24 protein-coding genes are annotated in these 26,081 nt (G+C 47.5%); 13 read left to right on the top strand and 11 right to left on the bottom strand.

Annotated features, from left to right (window positions below):
- The 7 genes from leuB to ilvN all read right to left on the bottom strand — a co-directional run bounded on the left by leuB (position 1) and on the right by ilvN (position 7,732).
- On the bottom strand, positions 1 to 1,059 hold the full coding sequence (gene leuB, locus LKE40_15315) for a 3-isopropylmalate dehydrogenase (GenBank protein ID MCH3918798.1): 1,059 nt from the start codon (positions 1,057 to 1,059) through the stop codon (positions 1 to 3).
- A gap of 1 nt (position 1,060) precedes the next feature.
- Positions 1,061 to 1,552, bottom strand: coding sequence for a 3-isopropylmalate dehydratase small subunit (gene leuD, locus LKE40_15310; GenBank protein MCH3918797.1), 492 nt, complete (start codon positions 1,550 to 1,552; stop codon positions 1,061 to 1,063).
- 4 nt (positions 1,553 to 1,556) lie between these two features.
- A complete protein-coding gene (gene leuC / locus LKE40_15305) occupies positions 1,557 to 2,819 on the bottom strand; it encodes a 3-isopropylmalate dehydratase large subunit (GenBank protein MCH3918796.1) in 1,263 nt (420 codons plus the stop codon).
- Between the two features lie 2 nt (positions 2,820 to 2,821).
- Positions 2,822 to 4,429, bottom strand: a complete 1,608-nt coding sequence (gene cimA, locus LKE40_15300; protein MCH3918795.1) for a citramalate synthase — start codon at positions 4,427 to 4,429, stop codon at positions 2,822 to 2,824.
- Positions 4,422 to 6,023 (bottom strand): 2-isopropylmalate synthase, encoded by a 1,602-nt coding sequence (locus tag LKE40_15295; protein MCH3918794.1) that lies wholly within the window; start codon positions 6,021 to 6,023, stop codon positions 4,422 to 4,424. Before LKE40_15295 ends, cimA begins: the two co-directional genes overlap by 8 nt.
- Positions 6,024 to 6,138: 115 nt before the next feature.
- A complete protein-coding gene (gene ilvC, locus LKE40_15290; protein ID MCH3918793.1) occupies positions 6,139 to 7,131 on the bottom strand; it encodes a ketol-acid reductoisomerase in 993 nt (330 codons plus the stop codon).
- A gap of 67 nt (positions 7,132 to 7,198) precedes the next feature.
- On the bottom strand, positions 7,199 to 7,732 hold the full coding sequence (gene ilvN, locus LKE40_15285; GenBank protein MCH3918792.1) for an acetolactate synthase small subunit: 534 nt from the start codon (positions 7,730 to 7,732) through the stop codon (positions 7,199 to 7,201).
- A 495-nt stretch (positions 7,733 to 8,227) separates the two neighbouring features.
- On the opposite strand from ilvN, the gene LKE40_15280 reads away from it, so the two are divergent.
- Positions 8,228 to 8,977, top strand: a complete 750-nt coding sequence (locus LKE40_15280; protein ID MCH3918791.1) for a DNA-binding response regulator — start codon at positions 8,228 to 8,230, stop codon at positions 8,975 to 8,977.
- A 14-nt stretch (positions 8,978 to 8,991) separates the two neighbouring features.
- Here the strand turns inward: LKE40_15280 and LKE40_15275 are convergent, their stop codons facing one another.
- Positions 8,992 to 9,381, bottom strand: a complete 390-nt coding sequence (locus tag LKE40_15275; GenBank protein MCH3918790.1) for a metal-dependent transcriptional regulator — start codon at positions 9,379 to 9,381, stop codon at positions 8,992 to 8,994.
- Between the two features lie 160 nt (positions 9,382 to 9,541).
- On the opposite strand from LKE40_15275, the gene LKE40_15270 reads away from it, so the two are divergent.
- Positions 9,542 to 10,504 (top strand): LacI family transcriptional regulator, encoded by a 963-nt coding sequence (locus tag LKE40_15270; protein MCH3918789.1) that lies wholly within the window; start codon positions 9,542 to 9,544, stop codon positions 10,502 to 10,504.
- 8 nt (positions 10,505 to 10,512) lie between these two features.
- On the opposite strand, the gene LKE40_15265 is transcribed toward LKE40_15270, so the two are convergent.
- Entirely contained in the window at positions 10,513 to 11,865 is a 1,353-nt protein-coding gene (locus LKE40_15265) for an alpha-glucosidase (GenBank protein ID MCH3918788.1), read from the bottom strand.
- Positions 11,866 to 12,015: 150 nt separating this feature from the next.
- Between LKE40_15265 and LKE40_15260 the strand changes: the two genes are divergently transcribed.
- The 9 genes from LKE40_15260 to LKE40_15220 all read left to right on the top strand — a co-directional run bounded on the left by LKE40_15260 (position 12,016) and on the right by LKE40_15220 (position 20,176).
- Positions 12,016 to 12,978, top strand: coding sequence for a LacI family transcriptional regulator (locus LKE40_15260; GenBank protein MCH3918787.1), 963 nt, complete (start codon positions 12,016 to 12,018; stop codon positions 12,976 to 12,978).
- 198 nt (positions 12,979 to 13,176) lie between these two features.
- A complete protein-coding gene (locus LKE40_15255; GenBank protein MCH3918786.1) occupies positions 13,177 to 13,812 on the top strand; it encodes an isoprenylcysteine carboxylmethyltransferase family protein in 636 nt (211 codons plus the stop codon).
- 130 nt (positions 13,813 to 13,942) lie between these two features.
- The gene (locus tag LKE40_15250; protein MCH3918785.1) at positions 13,943 to 15,202 is read left to right on the top strand and encodes an HAD-IA family hydrolase; all 1,260 of its coding nucleotides are present in this window, start codon (positions 13,943 to 13,945) and stop codon (positions 15,200 to 15,202) included.
- Between the two features lie 132 nt (positions 15,203 to 15,334).
- On the top strand, positions 15,335 to 15,565 hold the full coding sequence (locus LKE40_15245; GenBank protein MCH3918784.1) for a ferrous iron transport protein A: 231 nt from the start codon (positions 15,335 to 15,337) through the stop codon (positions 15,563 to 15,565).
- 8 nt (positions 15,566 to 15,573) lie between these two features.
- The gene (gene feoB, locus LKE40_15240) at positions 15,574 to 17,535 is read left to right on the top strand and encodes a ferrous iron transport protein B (protein MCH3918783.1); all 1,962 of its coding nucleotides are present in this window, start codon (positions 15,574 to 15,576) and stop codon (positions 17,533 to 17,535) included.
- The gene (locus LKE40_15235) at positions 17,535 to 17,699 is read left to right on the top strand and encodes a hypothetical protein (GenBank protein MCH3918782.1); all 165 of its coding nucleotides are present in this window, start codon (positions 17,535 to 17,537) and stop codon (positions 17,697 to 17,699) included. The genes feoB and LKE40_15235 overlap by 1 nt, the downstream gene beginning before the upstream one ends.
- 141 nt (positions 17,700 to 17,840) lie before the next feature.
- Positions 17,841 to 18,650 carry an amino acid ABC transporter substrate-binding protein gene (locus LKE40_15230; protein ID MCH3918781.1) on the top strand — a complete coding sequence of 270 codons (810 nt, stop codon included), beginning with the start codon at positions 17,841 to 17,843 and terminating at the stop codon, positions 18,648 to 18,650.
- Positions 18,651 to 18,774: 124 nt separating this feature from the next.
- Complete coding sequence (locus LKE40_15225; protein ID MCH3918780.1) at positions 18,775 to 19,410, top strand: amino acid ABC transporter permease; 636 nt, start codon at positions 18,775 to 18,777, stop codon at positions 19,408 to 19,410.
- A 25-nt stretch (positions 19,411 to 19,435) separates the two neighbouring features.
- Positions 19,436 to 20,176 (top strand): amino acid ABC transporter ATP-binding protein, encoded by a 741-nt coding sequence (locus LKE40_15220; GenBank protein ID MCH3918779.1) that lies wholly within the window; start codon positions 19,436 to 19,438, stop codon positions 20,174 to 20,176.
- 39 nt (positions 20,177 to 20,215) lie between these two features.
- Here the strand turns inward: LKE40_15220 and LKE40_15215 are convergent, their stop codons facing one another.
- Together LKE40_15215 and LKE40_15210 are read right to left on the bottom strand one after the other, a co-directional pair.
- Positions 20,216 to 21,823 (bottom strand): D-aminoacylase, encoded by a 1,608-nt coding sequence (locus tag LKE40_15215; GenBank protein ID MCH3918778.1) that lies wholly within the window; start codon positions 21,821 to 21,823, stop codon positions 20,216 to 20,218.
- The gene (locus LKE40_15210; protein ID MCH3918777.1) at positions 21,810 to 22,757 is read right to left on the bottom strand and encodes a hypothetical protein; all 948 of its coding nucleotides are present in this window, start codon (positions 22,755 to 22,757) and stop codon (positions 21,810 to 21,812) included. Before LKE40_15210 ends, LKE40_15215 begins: the two co-directional genes overlap by 14 nt.
- A gap of 138 nt (positions 22,758 to 22,895) precedes the next feature.
- Between LKE40_15210 and LKE40_15205 the strand changes: the two genes are divergently transcribed.
- Positions 22,896 to 24,224 carry an FAD-dependent oxidoreductase gene (locus tag LKE40_15205; GenBank protein MCH3918776.1) on the top strand — a complete coding sequence of 443 codons (1,329 nt, stop codon included), beginning with the start codon at positions 22,896 to 22,898 and terminating at the stop codon, positions 24,222 to 24,224.
- A gap of 124 nt (positions 24,225 to 24,348) precedes the next feature.
- Positions 24,349 to 26,022 carry a SurA N-terminal domain-containing protein gene (locus LKE40_15200; GenBank protein MCH3918775.1) on the top strand — a complete coding sequence of 558 codons (1,674 nt, stop codon included), beginning with the start codon at positions 24,349 to 24,351 and terminating at the stop codon, positions 26,020 to 26,022.
- The last annotated feature ends 59 nt before the right edge of the window (positions 26,023 to 26,081 follow it).

Here is a 26,081-nt window from a genome sequence, read left to right as displayed (position 1 = left end):
CTAAAGTGCTTCCGCTATGAGCCGGCCCATTTCCATGGTCCCGACTTTTTTCATGCCGTCACTGTAGATGTCTGCAGTACGGTAACCTGCATCCAATACCTTGCCTACGGCAGCCTCCACTTCGTCCGCTTCCTTGCCAAGATGGAAGGAATAACGAAGCATCATGGCTACCGAAAGAATGGTCGCAATCGGATTTGCCAAATCTTTTCCTGCAATGTCAGGGGCACTGCCATGAATCGGTTCATACATGCCGAAATCATCACTTCTGGTCGAAGCAGACGGAAGCATGCCTATGGAACCGGTAATCTGGGAAGCCTCATCGGAAAGGATATCACCGAACATATTGCTGGTTACGATCACATCAAACTGACGGGGATTCCTCACAAGCTGCATGGCTGCATTGTCAACATAAAGATGGCTCACCTCGACCTGTGGATACTCTCTGGACATCAGATTGACACGAGATCTCCAAAGTTGGCTGGAACTCAGTATATTTGCCTTGTCGACTGAACAAAGCTTCTTCCGCCTTGCCATTGCAATCTCAAAACCATTGCGGACAATTCTGTCGATTTCAGGAATTGTATAGGCCATCGTATCATAGGCGCCATCGTCGGTGTTCCCACGTTTGCCGAAGTATATACCACCGGTAAGCTCCCTGACTATGACAAGGTCAAGCCCGTCCTTGATTATCTCATCCTTAAGAGGACAAGCAGCTTTCAGCTGTGGATAAATCATTGCAGTACGCAGGTTACAGAAAAGTCCAAGACCGCTTCTCAGACCAAGCAGAGCCTTCTCTGGCCGTAACATGGGATCAACGGAATCCCATTTCGGACCACCTACGGCTCCCAACAATACAGCATCTGCCCCCTTGCAGGCCTCAAGGCTTTCAGGAGGAAGCGGTTTTCCGGTACTGTCAATGGCTGCACCACCGGCAGGAGCTTCAACATAACTGACCTTATGCCCATGCTTTGCACAGACTGCATCAAGGACCTTGCAGCCTTCCTCTACGATATCAGGACCTATGCCGTCCCCTTTTACCAAGGCAATCTTGAATTCCATCCTACTTCTCCTCCTGGGTCATATAGTTTGCCAAGCCACCTGCAGCAATAAGCTTCTGCATGAACGGGGGAAACGGTTCAGCTTGGAATTTCTGGCCCCTGGTCACATCAGTGATGACACCGCTGGCAAAGTCGACCTCTACCTGATCACCTTGTTCAATGGCATCACAGGCCTCTGGACATTCCAGGATCGGCAAGCCGATATTGAGGGCATTCCTATAGAAAATCCTGGCAAAAGTCCTTGCAATGACACAGGAAACCCCACATTCCTTGATGGCAATCGGTGCATGTTCCCGGGAAGAGCCACAGCCGAAGTTCTTGTCTGCGACTATGATATCCCCCTTCTCGACCTTGCCCACGAAACCGGCATCTATATCTTCCATGCAATGCTGTGCCAGCTGTGCATGGTCAGAAGTGTTCAAGTACCGCGCCGGTATGATGACATCCGTATCCACATTGTCTCCGTATCTGAATACCTTACCACTTGCTTTCATCTGTTCAATTCTCCTTGTTCGGATCTGCTATGTAGCCCGCTACAGCGCTGGCGGCAGCGACCTGGGGACTTGCCAGGTATACTTCACTTTTCACATGTCCCATTCTTCCTACGAAATTCCGATTGGTAGTAGAGACCGCTCTTTCACCCTCAGCCAGGATGCCCATATGGCCTCCCAGGCAAGGACCGCAGGTCGGTGTCGATACTGCACAGCCTGCGTCAATGAAGATATCAAAGAGTCCTTCATCCATTGCCTGCTTCCAGATCTGTTGGGTTGCCGGTATGACAATGCACCTCACACCTTCAGCGACCTTCTTGCCTTTGAGGATAGAAGCTGCAGCTTCAAGGTCAGAAAGCCTGCCGTTGGTACAGGACCCGATGACTACCTGGTCAATCTTTACGGAACCGACCTCGTCAATGGTCTTTGTGTTGGAAGGCAGATGCGGAAAAGCTACCGTGCTCTTGACCTTGGACAAATCTATATCATAGGTTTTTTCATAGACTGCATCTGCATCAGCCTCATATACCTTCGGTACTTTCTTGCCATGGGCCTTGAGATACTCAAGCGTAGCTGCATCTACAGGGAAAATACCATTCTTGGCACCGGCTTCAATTGCCATGTTGCTGACCGTAAAACGATCATCCATGGTCAGGGCATGCACGCCTTCACCGGTAAATTCCATGCTCTTGTACAGAGCTCCGTCAACACCGATCATACCGATGATATGAAGGATCAGGTCCTTGCCCTGGATGTTTTTTCCCAGTTTGCCGGACAGATTGAATCTGATGGCCGAAGGGACCTTGAACCAAGCTTTTCCCGTTGCCATGCCACAGGCCATATCGGTTGAACCGACGCCAGTGGAAAAAGCGCCAAGAGCTCCATAGGTACAGGTGTGGGAATCAGCACCGATGACAAGATCTCCGGCGGTCACAAGCCCCTGTTCAGGCAGCAGTGCGTGCTCTATGCCCATCTTACCTACCTCAAAGTAGTTGGTAATTCCCTTTTCCTTGGCAAAGTTCCTGACACACTTGCACTGCTGGGCAGCCTTGATGTCCTTGTTCGGGGCAAAGTGGTCAGGCACAAGGGCTACCTTGTCCTTGTCGAAGACCTCGGTCTTTCCGAACTTTCCGAACTCAGCTATGGCAACCGGGCTTGTGATATCATTGCCCAGTACCATATCCAGGTTTGCCATGATCAATTGTCCGGGTCGGACGCTCTCCAGCCCTGCTTTGGCTGCAAGCACCTTCTGTGACATTGTCATTCCCATTTCTATTTTTCTCCTATCATCGCAGGTTCGGCACCCGTTGTCTGAAGGTACCAGCTGATGCTGTCGCTCAGTGCCTGCCAGCTTGCTATAATGATGTCATGGCTTACGCCTACCGTATTCCATGACCTGGTTCCGTCTGTCGATTCAATCAGGACCCTGACTTTTGAAGCAGTTGCTTCCACACCGTCAAGGACCCTGACCTTATAGTCACTCAGGTGTACGCCTGAAAGTTGCGGATAAAAGGGTTCAAGGACTTTCCTCAAAGCTTTATCCAATGCATTGACGGGACCTGCACCTTCTTCCGCCGTGATTGCAGAACGTCCGGCACAGATTACCTTGATTACGGCAGTATGCATCTGCCGGTCATCATTGTTCCCGTTTACCTGCTCCCCTATCGTCTTATAGTGCACCAGTCTGAAATATGATTTGTCAAGTCCCAGGCTCTTGCGGATAATCAAGTCAAATGAAGCTTCGGCACCCTCATAGTGATAACCTGCAGCCTCCAGTCTCTTCAAGCTTACAACCAGTTCTTCTACTCGGGGATCCTGTTTGTCAAAGCCAGGAACTATTGCCTTTATCTTCTGAAGCAACAAGGCCTTGCCCGCCACTTCACTGGTCAACAGGTGTCTGCAGTTTCCGAATGATTCAGGTTTTTCATGTTCAAAGGATACCGGATTTTTTCTCACACCATCTATGTGCATGCCACCCTTATGTGAAAAAGCTGAATGACCGATGAACGCCTGCTGGTGAGGAATCCTAATATTTGAGATCTCCGCCACTTCCCTGCATGTCTCAAAGAACTTAGGATAGCTTTTGTTACTCAGGCATGAATATCCCATCTTGAACTTCAGGTCGGAAGCGACCGTGACCAGGTTTGCATTGCCGCAACGTTCTCCGAAACCGAGAAGAGTCCCCTGGACTTGCGTTGCCCCTGCCTGCACTGCCATAAGGGATGCGGCCACGGCAACACCACAGTCATCATGTGCATGTATCCCGATGCGTACATCAGGAAATGCCTTGGCCACTTCTCCTGTGATCCTGCCGACCTTGTCAGGCATCATGCCGCCTCTTGTCTCACAGAGAATCAATCTTGATGCTCCGGCAGTCCTGGCCCTTTCCAATGTAGCCAGCGCATAGTCCCTGTTGGCAACATACCCGTCAAAGAAATGTTCGGCATCGAAGAAGACTTCCCTACCTTGTGCAACGAGATAGCTGATGGTATCGCCGATCATATCAAGATTCTCTTCCAGTCTGGTCCTGATTATATCCGTTACTTGAAAGTCCCAGGACTTCCCGAAGATGCACAGGCAGGAGGTACCGCTTGCAAGCAATGATTTGATATTTGCGTCCTGACAGACATCGGTTCCCCTTCTCCTGGTTGAACCAAAGGCTACCAAGGTAGCATGCTGCAGCTTCCGTTTTTCTATTTCCTGGAAAAACATCATGTCCTTTGGGTTTGAGCCGGGATTACCGGCCTCAATATAATCGAATTCCAATGAATCCAGCAAAGCAGCAATGCGCAGTTTGTCCGAAACCGAATAGCTTATGCCTTCGCCCTGTACACCGTCACGTAGCGTAGAGTCAAAGAGTTCGACCCTCCGGTCATTCATCATCTTCCTCCTTACCTTTGTCGCTGTGTCCGACCAACATATCGTCATCAAGACTCAGCTGCTGTGGTTTTCTTCCCCGCACTACGGGAGGTTCATTGCTCAGCATCCGATTCACTGCCGCAAGGCATGAAAGTATGGATGCCTCGATTACATCGGTCGATACTCCCCGACCTCTATAGAATCCATTGCCATCAGTAATCTTGACGATTACTTCGCCCTGCGCATCCCTATGCTCAGTAACAGCATTGAGGCTATACTCCGTAAGGCCGAAGGGATGACGGATAATCTTTTCCACAGCCCTCAGGGATGCATAGACAGGCCCTGTACCCACTGCTACTTCCATCCGTTTCTTTCCGTTGTGTATAAGGGTAACACAGGCCGTACTGTTCATCAGATTACCGCTGTTCACGACAAAATTGTCCAAGATCCAATCATTCTCGCTACGTGGGGCTGTAGATTCCACCAAAGCAATAAGGTCGTCATCCTCAATGGTCTTCTTACGGTCACATAAGGTCTTGAATTCACCGAAAAGGCGCTTGTCCTCTTCTTCATCAAAATGGTAGCCAAGCTCACCCATCCGTTCAGTAAAGGCATGGATACCGCTATGTTTGCCGAGCACGAGCTTTGTCTTGACCATACCGACACTTTCCGGTGTCATGATTTCATAGGTCTTGGCATTGGCCATGATGCCGTGCTGATGGATACCGCTCTCATGGGCAAAGGCATTCTCCCCTACAATTGCCTTCGACGGGAACAGACGTACATTGGTAATGGAAGTAAGCAGACGGGCCGTATGGGTAATCTCCTCCGTATGTATCCTGCACTGGAATGGATACGCATCAGCACGTGTACGCAGGTTCATTGCCAATTCTTCAAGCGCGACATTGCCTGCCCGCTCGCCAATGCCGCAGATAGTTCCTTCAACCTGGCGCGCACCATTGGAAAGGGCCGCCAATGTATTGGCCAAGGCCATACCAAGGTCATTGTGACAATGGCAGCTCAGTACGGCCTTGTCAATGTTAGGAACGCTGTTTCTCACCCTGCTAAACATTTCCGCAATATCCGTCGGCGTGGCATAGCCTACCGTATCGGGCAGATTGATGGTACCGGCACCTTCCCTGATAGCGACCTCAACGACCTTGCACAGGTAATCAAGATCCGTCCGGGACGCATCTTCAAGAGAAAATTCCACGTCAGGACAAAGGTTCCTGGCATATCTGACCATGGCTGCGATCCGTTCCAATGCCGTTTCCCGGGTCATCTTCAGCTTGTATTTCAGATGTAGGTCACTTGTTGCCAGAAACGTATGTATCCTCGGATGCCTCGCTTTCGCAATAGCTCTCGCACTTGCATCTATGTCTTTTTCCAAAGCTCTCGACAGCGATGCAATGACTACATCATCAATATTTTCTGCAATTGACTGTATGGATTCAAAATCCCCCGGACTTGCAATGGCAAAACCTGCCTCAATGACATCAACACCCAATTTTTCAAGCTGTTTGGCCATCCGGAGCTTCTCCTCCAGATTCATGCTATAACCAGGAGCCTGTTCCCCGTCCCTGAGTGTCGTATCAAAAATTCTAATCGTATCCATGTCGTATATATCCTTCTGTCCCATATCATGGGCATATGCCGATTCCTTTTTTGAAAAGGCAGAGTGATCAGCATCCGGTCTGCGTCAGCAGAGAACGCAGACCGGATACTACCGGTTACTTCTTCAGCCAGCTCATCAGGCCGCGTAGTTTCTTGCCGGTTTTCTCCAGAAGGCTGTCAGCTTCCATTCTTCTTCTTGCATTGAAGTAAGGACGGCCGACTTGGTTTTCAAGCAACCAGTTGCGTGCAAAGGTTCCTTCCTGTATGTCCGTGAGAATGCCCTTCATTGCCTTCTTGGTGTCATCGGTAATGACTTTAGGGCCACAGGTATAGTCACCATATTCTGCAGTATCAGAAATGGAATATCTCATATAGGAAAGTCCACCCTGGTTGATCAGATCGACGATCAGCTTCATTTCATGGCAGCATTCGAAATAAGCCATCTCAGGCTGATAACCTGCTTCGACCAGTGTATCGAATCCAGCCTTGATCAATGCAGAGACACCGCCGCACAGTACTGCCTGTTCGCCGAAAAGGTCGGTCTCGGTCTCTTCCTTGAAGGACGTTTCGAAGATACCGGCACGGCCGGCACCCAATCCTTTTGCATAGGCAAGTGCCACATCATGGCTGTTGCCTGAAGGATCCTGGGTCTGGGCAATGAGGCAAGGGACACCCTTACCTTCCTTGAACTGTGACCTTACCGTGTGACCTGGCCCCTTCGGAGCAATCATGATGACGTTGACATCTTCAGGAGGTACGATCTGACCGAAATGGATGTTAAATCCATGGGCAAATGCAAGATAATCGCCCTTTTCCAGTCCAGGTTCAATGGATTCCTTGTAAATCTTTGCCTGTTTTTCATCAGGTACCAGCATCATGATGATCTGTGCCTGCTTGGCGGCTTCGGCAGTTGTCATGACCTTCAAACCAGCTTCCTCAGCAATTTTCCAGCTCTTTGAGCCTTTGTAAAGACCGACGACTACATCAACCCCGCTTTCCTGCAGGTTAAGTGCATGTGCATGTCCCTGGCTACCATACCCGATGATAGCTACCTTCTTACCCTTGAGAAAATCAAGGTTTGCATCTGAGTCATAATACATCTTGCTCATTTTTTTGTCCTTTGGCTTCCAGCCATTGAATTTTCATATCTGTTTCGCATGCGCGAAAATACCTGTTTCAGTCATCATCCTCATCATAGGGATGAAGCGAAAGAGGAAGGGGTCCTCTCTCAAGCGCCGTCATACCGGTCCTAGCCATTTCTACAATGCCGAAAGGTTTGGCCAAATCAAGGAATGAATGGACCTTGTTCAGTCCCCCGATCATCTGAAAAGTTATTGTTTCAAGAGTGACATCAACAATCTTTGCCTTGAACACCTCACCAAGTTCCAGCACCTGGCTCCGGTTGCCGTCCTTGGTCTGAAGCTTGACAAGCAGGAGTTCTGACTGGACTGACCTTTCACTGTCCAGTATGACGACCCGATGGACATCTATAAGCTTTTCAAGCTGGTTCTTGATCTGCCGTACTATGGATTCATTGCCACCGACGACAATGGTAATCCGGCTGATTCCCTCCGTAGAGGTAGGACCGACACTGAGAGAGACAATGTTGTAGCAACGCCGTGAAAAAAGGCCCACTACGCGTTGAAGGACACCTGCATGGTCTTTGACCAACAATGCCAGTGTGTATCTCAGTTCCTTCTTGTCTTCCATCTTTGATTCTCCTTTGGATATAGAAAAACGCTCCCACGGTCTGATTGGGGGAGGCTTGCCACGGTTTTGTCTGTTTATCTCTGACGTACCGTGGCTAAATAATAATTAGTAGGCTTGCTAGAATAAGAATTACGACAGCATACAGAGCTACTACCATGTTTACTACATGGACAGGAATAATGGATAGCGATACAGAAGATATATATGCGGTATTCATCCTGTGCTCCTTGCGATAGATACGCTTTTCAGCTGGTGTCACTACCTTAGACTCAATTTCGTTTCCTTGTCAACCCAAAATTGCAATAAAAATCAATAATATTCATTTATTGCATAGATATTCCTTGAATATGCAGTATCATTGACATTTTTCGACAAATCTGTCATAAATTTGATATCGCCAAGTCTTGAATTTGATGTATACCTACCGATTCATCAGGAATCATAAGGTAGCATCATGACAAGTCTGCATTTCAGTAAATGGCAAAGGGGTTGGCTATGGGACATCATACAGTTTTGATCGTACTCGAGGACAATGGCCTCAGACAGGGCCTGACAGACAACATCAGATGGGAAAGCCTGGACCTAGAACTTGCAGGAAGCACCGGAGACGGCAAAATAGGTTCAAAATTACTTAAGTTGCTCAGCTGTGACATCATGATCACAGATGACAAGGTAAAGGATGCGGAAGGGCAATTGTTCCTTTCCAAGTGTTCTCTCCAGCATACGGTCGTCATTGCCTCACAGGATCTTGAGGGCCCTTTCAGGACCATAATTCCACCGGTTGATTTCCTGCTTGTTGACAAGGTACTGCAGGCAATGATCAACAAACTTGACAAAGTCAGGGATTGTCAGATCAAATCAGTAGTCAATGCTTTGGTTGCCGATGATGCAATTCCTCTGACATTGACGACAGATAACAAGTTGGCCAACAAGGCCATTGACTATATCCGGGACAACTATGACAAGAATATCGGCCTGCAGGAAGCAGCGACGTTCCTCAATGTCAGTGAAAGTCACCTTTCAAGGATTTTCCGTCAGTATACGGGAATGAATTTTCTCCAGTTCCTTAACGCCTGGAGAGTAAACAGAAGCGTTGAACTCATGTTCAACAAGGAACTGTCCGTCAAGAAAATTGCTGCTCTGAGCGGCTTCCCTACCCCAGGATATTTCGCAAGGATATTCAAGCGTTTCTGCGGTCTGACACCGAGTGTATATCGTAGCCAGCTGACAAACAACAACCAATAGGGAATCCGATACAGTCAGCCCTTGCTCCCTTTGTTCTGCGCATCGAAAGCCTGCAAGTGTTCCTTGATCCTGTCCATTGTCTCGGGCGATACATCATGTTCGATCAGACAGGCATCCCTGACACTGATTTCCTGGCTTACCCCAAGGATTTCGTGCAGATAACGAGCAAGGGCAGTATGCCGTCCATATACACGCTGGGCATAACGTCTTCCTTTGTCCGTAAGTACGACATTGCCATACGTCTCATGTTCAAGATATCCCTGTGAAGCCAATACATTGACCGCACGGTTCACGCTAGGTCTGGAGACACCGAGCTGACGTCCGATATCAATGGAGCGGACCTTTCCTTTCTCATTTTCGACAACAAGTATTGCCTCAAGATAATCTTCACCCGACTTATACATGCTGTCAATCGTATCTTATTTTTGGGTTTTTGTCATCGTTTTTCATCGGTATCTTCACATAGGATGATTGCAATTGTCAAAATACCGGAACCAGGCTCCTGCAAGACTTACCGATACCACGTACATTGACTTTCAGGAAAAGCAAACGTATGATTTTTCCATGTCGGAAACAAAGGTAACCATCAGGGAAATTGCCGCAAAGGCACAGGTGGGCATTGCCACCGTCTCACGTGTCCTCAACCAAAATCCTCACACATCACAGGAAACAAGGGAAAAGGTACTTGAAGCAATAAAGGAACTCCACTACATACCAAACCCTTCGGCAACGGCATTGGCAGGCAATAGGAAACCGAACAAACGCATAGGTCTGGTCGTACCTAACTTTTCCATACATTATTTTTACGAAATCTTTGAGAACACCTATGGCAACCTGCAGAAATCCGGTTACCAGCTGGTCATACTTGACTATGCGCGGAAAACATCAGATTTCATCAGGACAATCATAGAAATGAAACTCTCGGCAGTCGTGTTCTTCAGTCTCGATCCGACTTCTGCGGAAGTACAGTTTCTGAAGAACAGGAACATACCGGTACTATTTGCAGACAAGGATTTTCCTGGAGAAAACTGTATTGTATGCGACAATGAAGAAGGTGGACGCCTTGCTGCCCGTTACTTGTTCCAAAAAGGTGTAAGGAACCCCTGCATTGTTGAGCAGGCAGGAGATTCTTCCTCAAATTCAGAGCGGCACAAAGGTTTTTTTGACGAACTGCAGAAACTGGGATATGGCAAGCCAAGACAATTTTTTGCAGATATTGCAGAAACAGACGGCTATAGGATTGGCAAGGAAATCAGTTTCCAAGGGAAATATGACGGAGTTTTCGTATACTGTGACGAAATCGCCATCGGCGTACTGCAGGCAATACGGGAAAAACAGGCAGATATCAGGATCATCGGTTATGATGGATTGGGCATCACACAGGCCTGGGGATTGTCCACGATTTCCCAAGGTCCGCATGAATTGGGTGCAGTCATTGTCCGTGCAATACTTTCCCTTCTTGCAAACCGTAGCAAACCACAGTTGCACATCAGCTTAGTCCCGACCCTTGTGGACCGGGACAGCTGATGGTACCGCTATTTGAGATAGTCAAGCCATGGACTCTGCATGGCAATCACCTGGTCAAGTAACTCAGGAAGCTGTGCACAGACGTCAATGACAGGATTTGCCATAAGAGCCTGCAATGCATATTCCTTGCTTCCATGCAATACCGCCTCGGCAATCAGATCATAGCTGCTGCTATAATTCCGCAAAAGGCCAAGAAACCCCTTGGGATAATCGGGGAAAGCTATGCCTTCCGCACCCTTTTCCGTAATCCGTGCAGGCACTTCAACAGAAAGCCAAGATGGCAGATCAGGTATAAAGCCGTCGTTGCGGATATTGACTGCAGGTTCTTCATAACCGCTGTTTTCTGCATATCCTTCAAGAATATAGGCTAGCCGTTCATGTATAGAACTGTCAATCTTCACTTTCTTGTTCCCCAAGACCAAGCGATAGTAATTGTAAAAATCCTTGATTCCCTTATGGTCTGCTACATCGGCAGCCCAGGAAATGTACTCACCCAAATGACTGTCGGTGGTAATGGGAAGCAGATGATACCGGTGCAGGATTACTTCGAACAATGTCCTGTCTGCCCAAGGCTTGCCACTGTCCAGCCCTGCTACCCTTTCATGGCTTCCTTCCGTTTCCACCGACTTCCCATTTTTCCTGTAATAGTCCAGCAAAGCGGAATAACCCGGTTCCTTTTCAAAAAAACTATCGGCCTTGGCAAGGATATCGGGATAGGCATTCCGACCGGAATCTTTGTAGGTTGCTTCCAGAAGGACGCTGAAATGATTGAGGCCTGCAGCTCTCAGCGAAAGATTGTCAAAGGAAGTACCAAGCATGCCTGGAAGATAGCGTTCAAGGGATGCGATCTCATGGCAAAGTCCGATGAATTTCAGATCTGGATATTTTCTCTCCACCGTCGTACAGATTGCACTCATCGGATTCGAATAGTTGAGGACCAAGGCCTGCGGGCAATATCTGACGATATCATCACAGATCCCGACTATCACAGGTACGATCCTCAGGGCATGGAACGTTCCTCCGGCTCCTCCGTTCTCGCCGTATACCTGATGGATCCCATACTGTTGCGGCAGGCTCCAATCCATATCCCATAGCGGAAAACGACTGCCGACTTCAATTGAAATGACAACGGCATCAGCACCTTTGAAGGCTTCCGTACGGTCCGTCGTTGCAGAAACAGAATAAGGACGTGCGGTCTTTGCAAGGTAATCCTGTGCCGCATGGAGCATCTTGTCCAAGGCTTCACAGTCAATATCTACCAGTACGATCTCACTTCCTGCCAGAATATCGCTCTGGAACAGGTCCCCTAATGTCACGGCACCAAACTGGGCACTGCCGGCACCTACTAGTACAATCTTCATAGAAAACTCCTATGTTTGTTTTAATTTGGAAACGCTTCCACGGGATGCATTATCTACCTACTCGGCTTACCTGTCAATTCACTTCAGCCACTTGAAAAAGAAAAACCATGCAACTTGACAGCTTTATTGCAAGAATCCATACTTTCCGATATGAAGGAAGTGCATCTGACCATCAAGGAAATAGCAAAAGAGGCACATGTCGGTATAGGCACAGTGTCCAGGGTCCTCAACAATAGTCCGAATATTTCCGAAAAGACCAAGGGGAAAGTCCTCAGTGTCATCAGGGCATATGATTTCCAGCCCAATTCCATGGCTTCTCATCTGGCAATGAAAGCAAGTTGCCAGAGTTATATCGGCTTTGTGACACACGATTTTCTCTCCCGGTATACATATGACCTGCTTGAGGAAGTCTACCAGATGCTCCAGCAGAAACAGATCCATCTTATTTTCATGGATTATCAGAAGGAAAAAGAATCCTTCCTGCCACAGTTTGCCGATATTCCCGTATCAGGCCTGCTCTTTCTCTCCGTACTACCGGAAACAAGTGACATCAAACTGCTGTCACAGAAGAACATCCCCATGGTATTCCTCAGCTGCATGGCAGAAGGATATCCGTCTATACAAAGTGACAAGTATCTGGGAGGTAAATTGGCCGCAGACTACCTGCTGGACAAGAACTGCTCTTCCCTGCTGTACATCTGTGAAGCCAAAGGCATCAACGGACTGACATCCCAAGAAAAAGGATTCCGTGATGAGCTAAAGGCCAAAGGACAATGCCGTTGCTACAGCTGTTCCTTTTCCATGAGGCAGGCAGACAGGTTCCTCATATTGGACTGGTTCGTAGAAAAACATGGCATCACAGGCATATCCTGCTGCAATGATGAACTTGCAATCGACATTCTCCGACATCTCAGGGCCATCGGCTCGACAGTCAGGATCATCGGATTCAACGGTATCAATGATACAAAGGCATGGAATTTGTCAACAATCTCACAGAACCCTGCACAGATGGGAAATTCTGCAGCACGGATGATGGTGGACCTGCTTGGACATAAGGCAACAGTCCAGAGGACTGTCATGGTAGCACCTACCTTGATTGATCGCAACAGTTGAAATTTCATTGATTTATCCATACGTTCTTCTTTTATTAACCTAAATTACATGATGCCACAAAAATCACAAGAATATGTCGTTACCATACAATCTATCACTTGTACTAAAAGATAGAATTTGCTAAAAGATAAAAATTGCTTATGCTGGGTGTTTCAATTGCCCCCATAGCATAGAATCTTGGCGTACGAGGTAACAACTTTGTTAAAATATGAAGAAAAGCTACACTGGGACAAACAATATGAAAAATTACAGTCAAGTAGCTTCCTGCACACATTCAGTATGTTTGCATGGGGAATCGTAGAATATACCCTACTCTATTACCTCATCAAGTATCTGCTTGGCTTTGTACCGGATTTCCGACCTTGGCACGTTTTTCCTGTATGGTTTTCCTTCATTGGCGTGGAATTCTCAAAAATTGACCTACCTTACTTCACATATGGCCTTATCCTGAGTTGTTATGGCATGGTAAAACTTTCACAGGCAACGCAACAGAACCACAAGGCAAAAAGCAAGGATGACAAAAGATCTCCCATTACTCTCGTAACTGACGGATACTATGCAAAAGTGCGGCATCCCATGTATGGCACGTTCGTTATACTGCAGGCAGGACTCATGCTTTCCCTCAGATCTTCCATAGGGATGGCAATTGCCTTGCTTATAGCGATCTTCCAATATATAAATGCAGTCTTTGAGGAAAAGAAGCAACTGATTCCGATATTCAAGGAAACATATGGACTCTATAAGAAACAAGTCAGACATATGATCCTGCCCCTTCCTGAGATCATCATGCTGGCAGCTGCTATGGTATTCAGTATCATCGGATTTATGTTTTGAACCTAAATAAAACCAATCTCCGATAAGTCCGCTGTCTCCGCAGGTAAAATTGAAAACAAAGAAAAGGAAACAGACTTTCCATATCTGCCTTCATCCTGTAGTATGTAGGGAAAATCCGGAGGTACCACGTATGAAAGCTGCTGTCTTTGACTTGGATGGAGTCTTGTGCAACACCCAGGAACTGCATGAATCCTGTTACATTGAGCTCGGAAGAACTGAATTCAACAAGGAATTGACTGAAAAAGACCTGGAAGGGCTACGAGGAGTCCTGAGAAAAGAAGGAGCAAGGAATTTTCTGACAGCCGTAGGACAGTCACCGACAGAGGAAAACATCCATAGTATTTCTGAACGGAAAAACAAAGTATTCCAGGAACTTGTCAGCAAAAAGGGAAAATCCTTGGTACTTCCGGGCACAGTCGCCCTTCTTGAACGTCTGGCAGAAGCTTCCATACCGATGATAATTGCTTCAGCAAGTGCCAATGCCTCATTTGTGCTTACAAAGACAGGTCTCATGCCCTACTTCAGCAAAATCGTAGACATAAGCAAAATCAGCCAAGGCAAACCGAATCCCGCTATCTTTCTTTCAGCTGCAGCCATGCTTGGACAGAAACCATGTGACTGCGTAGCCTATGAAGATGCGCCCACCGGAATCGAAGCAGCCCATCAGGCAGGCATGTATACCGTCGGCATCGGTACTGAAGGTAACCGGACGATACAAGGTCTTTCAGATATATTGTCATGGAAAGGCTTGTACGACAATATCAGCGACGCCACTTCTTCTGCGCAGTTGTTCATCTTTGATGCAGGCAATGTCATGATTGACAGCATCAGCTGTTTGGAAGGCATCATCAAGGAATATGGAATGGACAGCAAGACAAAAAAGGAATTCCTCGCTGATTTTACGGCATATGCGGCCCCGTTGATGGATGGCAATATTTCTACACCAGCGTACTGGAAGCATCTGGAACATATGCTCGGCATCAGGGTAGAAGGAGAACCGTTTGCCAAACACTTCCATCCGATGCTGAATGAACAGACGATGGCATTGGTCAAATTATTGAAATCAGAAGGTAAACGAGTGGTTCTCGGATCCAACACATTCCAGCCGCACTTGGAAATTTTCCAAGGACAGCTTGGCTTCAGCAAATTGTTTGACGCTGTATATGCAAGCAATGAAATCGGCTTATATAAGCCTCAACCGGCATTTTTCCGCTACATATTGAAGAAAGAGGGATATCCTGCAGACAAGACATATTTTATCGATGACCTTGCTGAAAACCGGGCAGCTGCAGCGGAAGTAGGCATTTCCACGCTCCTTTATGAAGGTCCACAACGTAACAACAGGTTGCATGAGGCTTTCAGAAAACAGTTCTCTACCCTGCCGATATAGACAGGAAAAAACACCGGCCCCCTTTCTGACACAAGGGTAGGATACTGATACATGAAAAATACATGAAAAATGTTAGCATTTGCTTATTTTTGTATTGCCCAACGCGGCCCATTTCAGTACAGTATAGCTGAAATGGAAAATACAAAGACACTGGCTAAACTGGATGTCGGTCAAAGCGGAACCATAGGGGCAATCAATGCACCTAAGGAAATCAAGCGACGGCTGATGGACATGGGATTTACCAGAGGCATCAAGGTCTCGGTAGTCAAAAGGGCTCCGATGGGTGATCCTATCGAAGTGTCGCTGAGAGGATACCACCTCTGCCTTCGGAATGAACAGGCTGAAAACCTGGTTCTGCGGTAGAGGTAAAGATGAAGACACTAGCCTTGATCGGTAACCCGAACTGCGGAAAGACGACTCTTTTCAATCAACTCACAGGTACGACAGCACATGTAGGCAACTGGCCTGGAGTCACCGTAGAAGAAAAGGATGGGCTATGGAGAGGCCACAAGGTCGTTGACCTGCCGGGGATCTATTCCCTTTCTCCCTATAGTCCGGAAGAAAAACTCTCACGACGTTTCATCCTGGATCAAAAACCGGATATCGTCGTTGATGTCATCGATGCCACGAACTTGGAAAGAAGCCTGTATCTTACTTCACAGCTAAGCGAACTGGCAAGGCCGATGATCCTGGTACTCAACATGCAGGATCTGCTGGAAAAAGAGGGCATCAAGCTGGATGAAAAGCAGCTCAGCCAGATGTTCGGAACTCCGGTCGTATCAATTTCCGCCAGCAAGGGAATCGGGCTGGATGGATTTACCAAAGTAGCTGAAAAACTTCTTGCTGATCCCCATGCTCCAAGCTGTCCTATTTTTGCTCCTCCGGTCGAAACCTGCATCACCCGATTGATCGAAGATGATTATCTCCATACAATCCCGGTCGGGTATCCTCCCCGTTGGTGTGCCATAAAGCTCCTTGAGCGGGATGAACTGTTCAGGACTCACATGCCACCGGTTCCGGAAAGACTGCACAAAGTCCTTGATAGAGAAAGGACTGAACTGGAAAAAGTATTCAATGATGACATAGAAGCAATTATCATCGACCAGCGCTACCATGTAGCCGAAAGAGTCAGCAAGGCTTGTCAAATCAAGCTGAAATCAGAAGACAGATTTACACTCGATACCATACTGACAAACAGGATTTTGGCAATTCCCCTGTTCATCCTTATCATGGCAGGGGTTTTCTTTCTCAGCATCGGCATAGTGGGAGGAGCGACCGTCCCACTCTTTGAAAAAGGAATCCTGGTACTCAGGCAATCGCTTACCACATGGTTTGCCCAGCTTGGTGTACTTCCCTTCCTATCTCACATGCTGGTAGACGGTATCATAGCCGGCTGTGGCTCCGTGCTTTCTTTCGTTCCCCAGCTCATCGTGCTTTTTGCCCTCCTCTCGATATTGGAAGACTGCGGCTACATGGCCCGTATAGCCTTCATCATGGACCGGATGATGAGAGACTTGGGACTGAGCGGCAAATCCATCATTCCACTTGTCATCGGAACCGGTTGTTCCGTGCCTGCCATCATGTCCAGCAGAACCATCGAACATCCGAAGATGCGCAGGCTTACCATAGCCGTCACCCCGTTTATTCCTTGCAGTGCAAAGCTTCCGATTTTTTCGCTGATGATTACTTATTTCTTCAACAATGCATGGTACATGGCTCCGCTGATGTATTTTACAGGTATCTTGGCTATCATGCTGACCGGTATCCTGGCACAAGCCCTTGATACGCACAAGGAAAACAATGCATTCATCATGGAACTGCCACGCTACCAAGTACCGACATTAAAGAACACTGCCATACAGACATGGGACAGGACAAAGGGATTTCTGCTCAAGGCAGGAACCACCATCCTGCTGGCCAGCGTCGTAATCTGGCTGCTGCAGACATACAGCTTCAGTTTTATGGAAGTCGAAGCTGAAAAAAGCATGCTTTCCCAAATCGGCAAATTCATTGCCCCGATATTCAAGCCTCTTGGGTTCGGGAAATGGCAACTTTCAGTCGCACTGTTGACTGGCATTGCAGCCAAGGAATCAATTGTCAGCACATTGAGCGTCACGATGCAAGGACAACCTTTTTCATTGCTTCTGACCCCGGCTTCGGCACTTTCATATATGCTGTTCATACTGCTTGCCTCTCCTTGCATAGCTTCGTTGTCGGCCATGGCAAGTGAACTTGAAGACCGAAAGCTGTTCTTTTTGACAATTCTTTGGCAGACAGGCCTGGCTTACATAGTCTCCTTAGTGGTATATACTATTGCCAAGGGGGTGTTCTGATGTCATTCGTTTCAGTTATAGCCAACATTGCAGTCTTGGCTGCAATAACAACAATGGTCCTCCTTGCAATAAAGGGAATCCGTACCAAGAAAAAGAACAAGGAATGCAACTGTACCTTCTGCCATGGCGAACAGGATTGTGAGCATTGCGACCGGAGACCTTAGGCAAAGGGTTGGTTACGATTTCTGCATATTATTACACTTTTTTGTATATTTATGCATCACGACTCTAGAAACGATGTGTTTTTTCCGATAGTATCAGAAACAAGGCAATTGCCTTACACACACTATGGGAGAAACATACAGATGAAAAGATTTCTTACAGTTCTGCTTGTGGCAGTCACAGGCCTGGCTCTCTTTGCCAACGGTAACCAAGAGGTCCCGGGGAAGGATGATTCCTTGGACAAGGTAATGAAAAAGGGTGTTTTCGTACTTGGACTTGACGATTCATTCCCTCCCATGGGATATCGCAATGACGACAATGAAATCGTAGGCTTTGACATAGACCTGGCAAAGGAAGTCACCAAGAGAATGGGTGTGGAACTCAAATGCCAGCCTATCGACTGGAACAGCAAGGAACAGGAATTGGCAACCGGTAACATTGACTGTATCTGGAATGGCTTTACCATCACCCCAGAAAGGGAAAAGGTCCTTACGTTCACAAAGCCATATATGAACAATGCACAGGTCCTGGTCGTAAAAGGCAATGCCCCTTACCAGGCCTTGGCTGATTTTGCCGGCAAGACCATCGGCGTGCAGGCTGGTTCATCTTCCAATGATGCCATTGACGCAAATGTGCAGTTCAAATCCAGCCTGAAGCAGATCATTGACTTCAAGGATAACCTGACGGCATTGATGGACCTGCAGAGCGGCGGCGTCGATGCAGTTGCAGTGGATCTCATGGTCGCTACTGACAACATCAAGAGATCAGGCAAGGATTTCCGTATTCTCAAGCAGACACTTGCCGACGAACAGTTCGGAGTGGGCTTCCGCAAAGGTGACCTTGCATTGAGAGACAAGGTACAGGAAGAACTGGATGCCATGGCAAATGATGGTACAATGGCAAAGATATCCACACAGTGGTTCGGCAGCGATATCACTGTCATAGGGAAATAACATCATTCAGGAATGAAATGCGGGGGATGCTGAAGCATCCCCTGCTTGTTTTTGTCCCTCGGGTTGCGTATCCCGGAACTTTTCGCTTATAGTAGAATGAATTTTTTAACCTACGGAGGTCAACGTGGAAAAGCTTCTCCAACAAATGCTCCAAGGAACTGTGGTAAGTTTCCAGATTTTTTTCCTTACGCTCCTGTTTGCCCTGCCACTTGGCTTGCTCGTGGCAAAAGGGCGGATGAGCCACATCAAGATCATTTCTCAAATCGTCAACATCTACATCATGATCATGAGAGGCACACCGCTGATCCTCCAGCTCATCTTCGTGTATTTTGCACCCTACTACGTCTTCGGCTCCTCAACAGACCGTTTTACAGCAGCCATCATCGCTTATGTCATCAACTACGCGGCTTACTTTGCTGAAATCTACCGAGGTGGTATCCAATCCATACCGAAAGGACAATATGAGGCAGGCAAGGTCTTGGGATTCACGAAATCTCATACATTCACCCACATAGTACTGCCACAGGTAGTCAAGAAAATCATTCCGGCCATGGGCAATGAAGTGATTACCCTGGTCAAGGATACCGCATTGGCCCAGACTATCGGTGTTGCAGAGCTTTTCAGGGTTGCCCAGACAGCCTCGGCAAGGGAGTTCTCCACTACACCGCTGTTTGTCGCGGGAATCTTCTACTTCGTCATGAACGGTGTTGTCTCAAAGGCTTTCGATCTTCTTGAGAAAAAACTTGATTACTACAATTGAACGGGAGAATGTTGAAATGGATAGGATGATAAACGTCGAACACATGGTCAAGAACTATGGAGACCTCAGGGTACTCAAGGATATTTCATTCCACGTTGACAGAGGAGAAGTCCTTTCGATCATAGGTCCCTCCGGTTCAGGTAAAAGCACATTGCTCAGGGCCATCAACCAATTGGAAAGCATCGAGGGAGGAAAAGTGACTATCTGCGGAGAAATCCTGTACGACAACGGTCACCAGCCTTCTGCTGACAAACTCAGGCAGATTCAGCTCATGTGCGGATTGGTTTTCCAAAATTTCAACCTTTTTCCCCACTTCAGTGTCAAAAGGAACATCACGGAAGCCTTGGTTTCGGTACTGCACAAGGAAAAAACTGATGCCGATGCCACAGCTATGGGATTACTTGAAAAAATGGGGCTTGCTGACAAAGCTGACAGCTATCCCTGCCAATTGTCAGGAGGACAGCAACAGAGGGTTTCCATTGCACGGGCCCTTGCGCTCAAACCTCAGGTCCTATGGTTTGATGAACCGACAAGTGCATTGGATCCCGAGCTTACCGGGGAAATCCTGAAAGTCATCAGGGAACTGGCCGCGGAAAAGATGACCATGGTCGTCGTTACCCACGAAATGGCCTTTGCCAGAGGTATCAGCGACAGGGTTATTTTCATGGATGACGGTCTCATCGCGGAAGAAGGTACGCCAGAAGAAGTATTCGGCAATCCGAAACATGAAAGGACAAGACAATTCCTTACACGATACAGGACCTGAGGCGGCAATACGGTTCCGCATATTGCCACAATTCCTGCATTACAGCATTCTCAGTATCTTTCCGAACGGACAGGAGGCAACAAGCCTTCCGTCCTCAATGGCCAGCCGGCCGTTGACAAAAACCTTTTCAACTCCATCAGGTCTTGCCGCGGGATCAGTCAAGGTAGAATTATCCTTAAGCCTGGACAAATCAAGCAAGACAATATCTGCCTTCTTCCCGGCTTCTATTGTGCCTCTGTCAGAAAGGCCCAGTCGCTGTGCGGTCTTGCCGCTCATCCTATGTACCATTTCTTCCAATCCCAGCACTTTCTGACCAAGGCAATATTCTTGCAACATATGTATTGCAGCTTGGTAAGAACGGGGATGGCACAGATTGCTTGCATACAATGCATCAGTGCCGAAACACATGAGAGGATGTCTCATGATAGTACAAAGGCTCTCTTCGCTTTGGGTAGTGTCAACCATCAAGGCAACACCCTGCTCGTTTTCAAGCAAGGTAAGAAAAGCATCCATGCAAGCCTCATCGGTACTGCTTCCTTTCATTTCCAGGGCAATCTGCCGCAATGTCTTGTACTGATAGTTTTCCTGACCTTCCAGGACAATGGGTATGATCTTGTCAAAACCACAAAGTTCGACAAGCGAATCCCATCCTTGGGGATGCATGATCATAGCAGACATCCTCTTCCTGTCTTCCCTGTTACCTAAGGCCATATGCAGTTGGTCATGAGACAGGCGCAGATACTGGGGTGGCAAAAGGCTGAACAGGCTTGTGGAACCGAAATCATATGGATATTGGTCAAAGGCCACATCAATTCCCTCTCTTCGGGCTTCCTCCAACATGGTAAGCAGCCGGGGAACATACTGCTGGTTCTTTATGCCTATGGCCTTGAGATGGCTGACTTCAAGACGTACCCCTGTGCTCCGGGCAAGGTCAAGCACTTCCTGCAGGGATGAAACTACTTCATCACCTTCACATCTATGGTGGACAGCAAACAGCTTTCCATGGGAACTGACGACACGCAGCAATGCTTCAAGTTCATCCCGCTGTGCAAATACACATGGAGCATAATACAACCCGCTTGAAAGTCCGATGCATCCCTGTGACAGTGACACATCAAGCAGATGGCACATGGACGTAATTTCTTCCTTCGTCGCAGGCCTGTTGCAATCGTCATGCAATACACAGGTCCGCAAGGCTGTATGGCTCTGCAGATAAAGGATATTTGTACCACTTCCCTGCTCTTCCACCTTCGAGGCATAGGACGCAAAATCAGTCCAATCATAATCATAAGTTCCAAGTACATCACGCGTATCCAGCAAGGTCACTTCCCTGCTTTCCGCACAGAGGGGAAAAGTCCCTACGCCGCAGTTGCCTGCTACTTCAGTCGTAATACCCTGCTGTAGCTTGCAGGTCATTGAAGGATCTTTCAGGACCTTCAGGTCACTGTGCCCATGTATATCAATGAAACCAGGCATCAGATGAAGCCCTGCACAGTCTACCACAGTCCCGTCAGTTCCTAAATTTTTTCCAACTGCTGCAATTTCACTACCATTCAAGGCAACATCGCCGACAAAAGCCTGCCTGCCCGTACCATCAGCTATCGTACAGCCCTTCAAAAGGGTAACAGTACCATTATTTTTTTTCATTCTCTCCTTCTCCCTGTAAAAACACGGAAAATTCCAAGACCAAAGCTTCCTCAAATATCCTGAGTACCTTGTTGTAGTTTCCCCGCTTCAGCGTAAGCGCAAGGTCTGCTTTCAGTTCATCTATCCTGTCCGGAGCAAGTATCGGAAGCGGATAGCCCGCATCCAACAGATTACCGGCAAGCACAAGGAAAGCAAACAGATAAGTGTGCGCTTCATAGGGCTGAATCCGAAGCAGTTCACCGAACATGAAAGCTGCACGGACAACAGGATTGAGGAAAGCCCATTCCCTTTCATATTGGATGAACAACGTCTTCATCTGCACACTGACGCTATAACTTCGATTGTCGCCACTCCAGGCACCGGCATGAGGTATGCTTACATTCCGATAGGAAGGTTCAATATAATCATCGATTCCCCGGAACAGCTGCCGATAGGTTTCATACAGGCGTTCCTCACTGAAGAAAGTCTTCTCTCCGCCGGTATTCCTGCTGCCACGGAGAAATTCGACAAGGATGTTGTGTGCATTGATGACAAGAAGAAAGCGACGGACACCCATGCCTTCGGGAATCACGCCAGACAATGCAGAATCAATGTCATCTTTTCCATAGCCTTCATCTGCCAAAGCCAGATAGAGGAACTTGTGTAGGTTGTTCTGCCAACAGGAACGGCGGAAACCCTCATCAAGCTTGGCTGTTGACAATCTGGACTGCATTTCCTCGAGTTCCCGGAAATCAATACCTCCGATTCTCAGGTCAAAATTCCGCAGATGTCTGAGCGTACGGCCATCTGATGGTTTTGGGGCAGTGGCAGGAATATTCCAGGCCCAACCGGACCGTGTTACTCCGTCTACCCGTCCTTCGCTGCATAGAATCCTGATCCTTCGTTCAGAAATACCCCATTTTTGGCTGGCTTGTCTGATATTGATATATTCCAAGACGCTCCTCCAGACTTGTAATCTGGGTGAAATGATACCATTTGCATGGTAGCTGGGCAAGTAAGAAAAGGCCGTTTGACCAAGGAAGCCAATTGATGGATAATGCAGGGTATACTTAAAAAAAGGACCTTGTCTTCAATGGAACACTATGATTATATAATCGTCGGCTCAGGCCCGGCAGGAATGGGCTGCGCCTTTGCCCTGCTTGAGAAATCTGTAAAAGGCAGCGATATACTGATACTTGACAAGGAAAGCTACTCGACAGGCGGCATGCGAAACGACTGCAAGATGAACTTTACCTATCCTATCGGATTCCCTGAAGAATACTGGACACAGGAACAGGCTGAAACATATCTGGACAAACAGATTGCATTCTTCAAGCCGAATTTCATGCAAAAAGACAATATCGCAAGATATCAAAAAAGAGCAGAAAGGCTAGGATGCAGATTAGTAGAAATCCAACAGACCCACCTGGGTACGGATGGAGGACTGCAGCTGATCAAGAAACTCCTACGACAGCTTTCTGATGCAGGCGTCGTCCTTGCCTTGGGAGAAGAAGTACTTTCCATCCATGACAAGGCACACACGATCGTAACGGATACAAGACAGTTGACCTATGGGAAACTGTTGGTAGCCCCAGGAAGACATGGATTTCGTTTCCTTCAGCAGGCAATGCACCATATGGGAGTCAGCTTTGTTGACAACATCGTCGATATCGGCATAAGAGTCGAAACACGACTTGAACATTATCCGATCGTAAAGGATTACTATGACCCGAAGTTCTATTTCCCTGAAAAAGTAAGGACCTTCTGTACAAACAGCGGCAGGGCCCATGTAGTCAAGGAAACATATCTGACCGAAAGAAATGAAAAATGGTTCTCGGTGAATGGACATGCCTACTCCGAAGAATCCTCAAAGAACAACGGACTTGTCAATTTTGCACTTCTGAAAACAGTCAGGCTCACAGCCCCGCTCGCCTCAGGCCAGCAGTATGCGCAGAACCTGGGCACGACTGCAGCCCAACTGGGAGGCGGCCGCCCGCTCATGCAACGGGTCGGAGATTTCAGGCTTGGTTCAAGAAGCAAGGAATTTTCTTTCAATGACGACTTATATGACTTCAAGCCGTCCCTTCCGAGCTGCTGTCCCGGTGACATTTCCCTGGCTATGCCGGCCAAGATACTCCGCGCCATCTGGAAAGCCATGAAGAACCTCGACACTATCGTACCGGGCGTACTCCATCCTTCAACGATCATGTACTATCCCGAAATCAAGCTCTATGCGAACAAACCTATTTACTTGGATGAGCAGTTCAAGGTCGCAGAAGACGTATATTTTGCCGGTGACGGGGCGGGTACATCCAGAGGTATTACCGGTGCGTGGGCAAGCGGCATACGGGCAGCAGAGGGAATGTATGGGATTTCAACTCCCATCAGAAATGACAAAAATAACACACAGGCAGTCAAATGAATGAGGAAAACCACTGATACCGGTTCTTTTCATTGACAGCTGACTGCTGAAATGGTATTTTTCATAAGATATGTCCAATGAATCATGTGGACACCAACTATTAGTAGAGAGGTAATATCAGACAATGCCTTCCAAAGACAAGAAAACTGAAACTGAAAAAACTACGGCAGATACCAAGAAAGTAACCAACATATCCGCCGGAAAAGCCAAAGCTGAAAGAAAAAGCATAGGCTGGATATTCGGTATGGTCATCCTGATACTTGTTTCTTTGACCTTCGTCGCGGCACCGGCTGTTGAAGCTATCGTAGGCCGGAAGAACGGTGCAGGAATCAAATTCGGTGAATACGACGGCAAGGATATCAGCTATGCTCCGGGCAACTACTTCGCAAAGCAATACGAGAACTACAGCAAGAATTATTCCGGCTCGTCCAGCAGCAGTCCACAGCTTGCCATGTTCCAGATATGGGAATCAGCTTTCCAGAGCACGGTAATCTACACCGCACTTTCCGATATGGCAAAGAAAGCCGGTATCATCACCACTGACACGACCATCAATGAAGCAATAAAAGCAGGTGGCTATTATAATGATGAAAACGGCAAATTCGATGTAAACGCCTACAAGAATGCCGATGTTTCCACAAAAGAAAGCATACGTGCATCAGTACAAGAAAACCTGCCTTCATCAACAGTCCTTAATGATATCGCATCCGGCGTTACCAGTGACGCGGAAGCCGATTACGTAGCATCCATGTCCGATGACACCCGTTCATTTGAGTACGTCGTTTTTTCTCCTACTTCTTATCCTGATGATCAGGCAACCAAATATGCACAGGCAAATCCACAGCTGTTCCAGCAGATTGGTCTGTCCGTACTCTCCGCTTCCAGCAAGGATGATGCCCAAGCCGCACTTGACAAGATCAACGGCGGTGAAGCTTTTGCAACAGTTGCCAAAGCTTCAAGCAAAGACAGCTATGCCGCTGAAGGCGGTAAGCTGGGAATCATGCCTTACTACAGCATCCTGAGCAATTTCAAAAACAGTGATGAAGCAACCGTATTGCTCAGCGGTAGCAAAGGCTCTGTCTTCGGTCCCTATGAAACTGCTGATGGTGGCTATGCACTCTACGAGATAGATACGAAAGCAACCGATCCAGATTATACTGATGCAAAGATACTTACCGAAATCAAGAGTTATATCTCTCTCAAGGACAGTTCCCTGATGGATGAGTTCCTACTGTCAAAAGCCAAGGAATTCACTGATGCAGCAACAACGGATTTCGACAAGGCAGCAAAGGACGAAGACCTCAAGGCGATTTCTGTTTCCTCTACACCGGCCAATATCGGAGGAAGTCAGTTCATGGGTAGTTTCTCCTACAGTGATTCCGGTAAATACCTTACCGCCCTTTCTTCTGATGCTGACAATATGAAGAAACTCTTCAAGGCAAAGGTAGGCTCAATCCTTGATCCGATCAAGTATAATAGTTCCTATGTAGTAGTAAAGGTCGTCAAGGAAGACAAGGCTTCAGGTATGGGAGACTACATAAAGAAGGCTTATCCGTACTATGCAGGACAGTTGATGGAATCTGACTTACAGAATGCAATTCTCAGCGATGACAATCCAAAGTTCAAGAATGATTTCACAAATGTATTCATCAATGAAATCTTCAGCAAGACGAACTTCACCAACAATAATGCATCTGCCGCATCAGGAACAACAGAAAACAGTACGGCAAAAACCGATTCCGGGTCGACATCGACGACAGGAACCAGTACGACTTCAACAGAAGCCTCAGGCAAATAGCATTGCTTTTGTTGACGTAATAAAAAGGATCAGGATCTGTATAGAGCAGGTCCTGATTC

This window comes from Spirochaetia bacterium (assembly GCA_022482625.1).
GTDB lineage: Bacteria > Spirochaetota > Spirochaetia > Sphaerochaetales > Sphaerochaetaceae > Pleomorphochaeta.
Note: the sequence above shows the minus strand (reverse complement) of the source record. Positions and strands in the feature narration are given on the sequence as shown.

Bases quoted from the DNA above. Each gene is read 5' to 3' on its own strand.
- leuB (MCH3918798.1), bottom strand. From the start codon at position 1,059: ATGGAATTCAAGATTGCCTTGGTAAAAGGGGACGGCATAGGTCCTGAT.
- leuD (MCH3918797.1), bottom strand. From the start codon at position 1,552: ATGAAAGCAAGTGGTAAGGTATTCAGATACGGAGACAATGTGGATACG.
- leuC (MCH3918796.1), bottom strand. From the start codon at position 2,819: ATGGGAATGACAATGTCACAGAAGGTGCTTGCAGCCAAAGCAGGGCTG.
- cimA (MCH3918795.1), bottom strand. From the start codon at position 4,429: ATGAATGACCGGAGGGTCGAACTCTTTGACTCTACGCTACGTGACGGT.
- LKE40_15295 (MCH3918794.1), bottom strand. From the start codon at position 6,023: ATGGATACGATTAGAATTTTTGATACGACACTCAGGGACGGGGAACAG.
- ilvC (MCH3918793.1), bottom strand. From the start codon at position 7,131: ATGAGCAAGATGTATTATGACTCAGATGCAAACCTTGATTTTCTCAAG.
- ilvN (MCH3918792.1), bottom strand. From the start codon at position 7,732: ATGGAAGACAAGAAGGAACTGAGATACACACTGGCATTGTTGGTCAAA.
- LKE40_15280 (MCH3918791.1), top strand. From the start codon at position 8,228: ATGGGACATCATACAGTTTTGATCGTACTCGAGGACAATGGCCTCAGA.
- LKE40_15275 (MCH3918790.1), bottom strand. From the start codon at position 9,381: ATGTATAAGTCGGGTGAAGATTATCTTGAGGCAATACTTGTTGTCGAA.
- LKE40_15270 (MCH3918789.1), top strand. From the start codon at position 9,542: ATGTCGGAAACAAAGGTAACCATCAGGGAAATTGCCGCAAAGGCACAG.
- LKE40_15265 (MCH3918788.1), bottom strand. From the start codon at position 11,865: ATGAAGATTGTACTAGTAGGTGCCGGCAGTGCCCAGTTTGGTGCCGTG.
- LKE40_15260 (MCH3918787.1), top strand. From the start codon at position 12,016: ATGAAGGAAGTGCATCTGACCATCAAGGAAATAGCAAAAGAGGCACAT.
- LKE40_15250 (MCH3918785.1), top strand. From the start codon at position 13,943: ATGAAAGCTGCTGTCTTTGACTTGGATGGAGTCTTGTGCAACACCCAG.
- LKE40_15245 (MCH3918784.1), top strand. From the start codon at position 15,335: ATGGAAAATACAAAGACACTGGCTAAACTGGATGTCGGTCAAAGCGGA.
- feoB (MCH3918783.1), top strand. From the start codon at position 15,574: ATGAAGACACTAGCCTTGATCGGTAACCCGAACTGCGGAAAGACGACT.
- LKE40_15235 (MCH3918782.1), top strand. From the start codon at position 17,535: ATGTCATTCGTTTCAGTTATAGCCAACATTGCAGTCTTGGCTGCAATA.
- LKE40_15230 (MCH3918781.1), top strand. From the start codon at position 17,841: ATGAAAAGATTTCTTACAGTTCTGCTTGTGGCAGTCACAGGCCTGGCT.
- LKE40_15220 (MCH3918779.1), top strand. From the start codon at position 19,436: ATGATAAACGTCGAACACATGGTCAAGAACTATGGAGACCTCAGGGTA.
- LKE40_15215 (MCH3918778.1), bottom strand. From the start codon at position 21,823: ATGAAAAAAAATAATGGTACTGTTACCCTTTTGAAGGGCTGTACGATA.
- LKE40_15205 (MCH3918776.1), top strand. From the start codon at position 22,896: ATGGAACACTATGATTATATAATCGTCGGCTCAGGCCCGGCAGGAATG.
- LKE40_15200 (MCH3918775.1), top strand. From the start codon at position 24,349: ATGCCTTCCAAAGACAAGAAAACTGAAACTGAAAAAACTACGGCAGAT.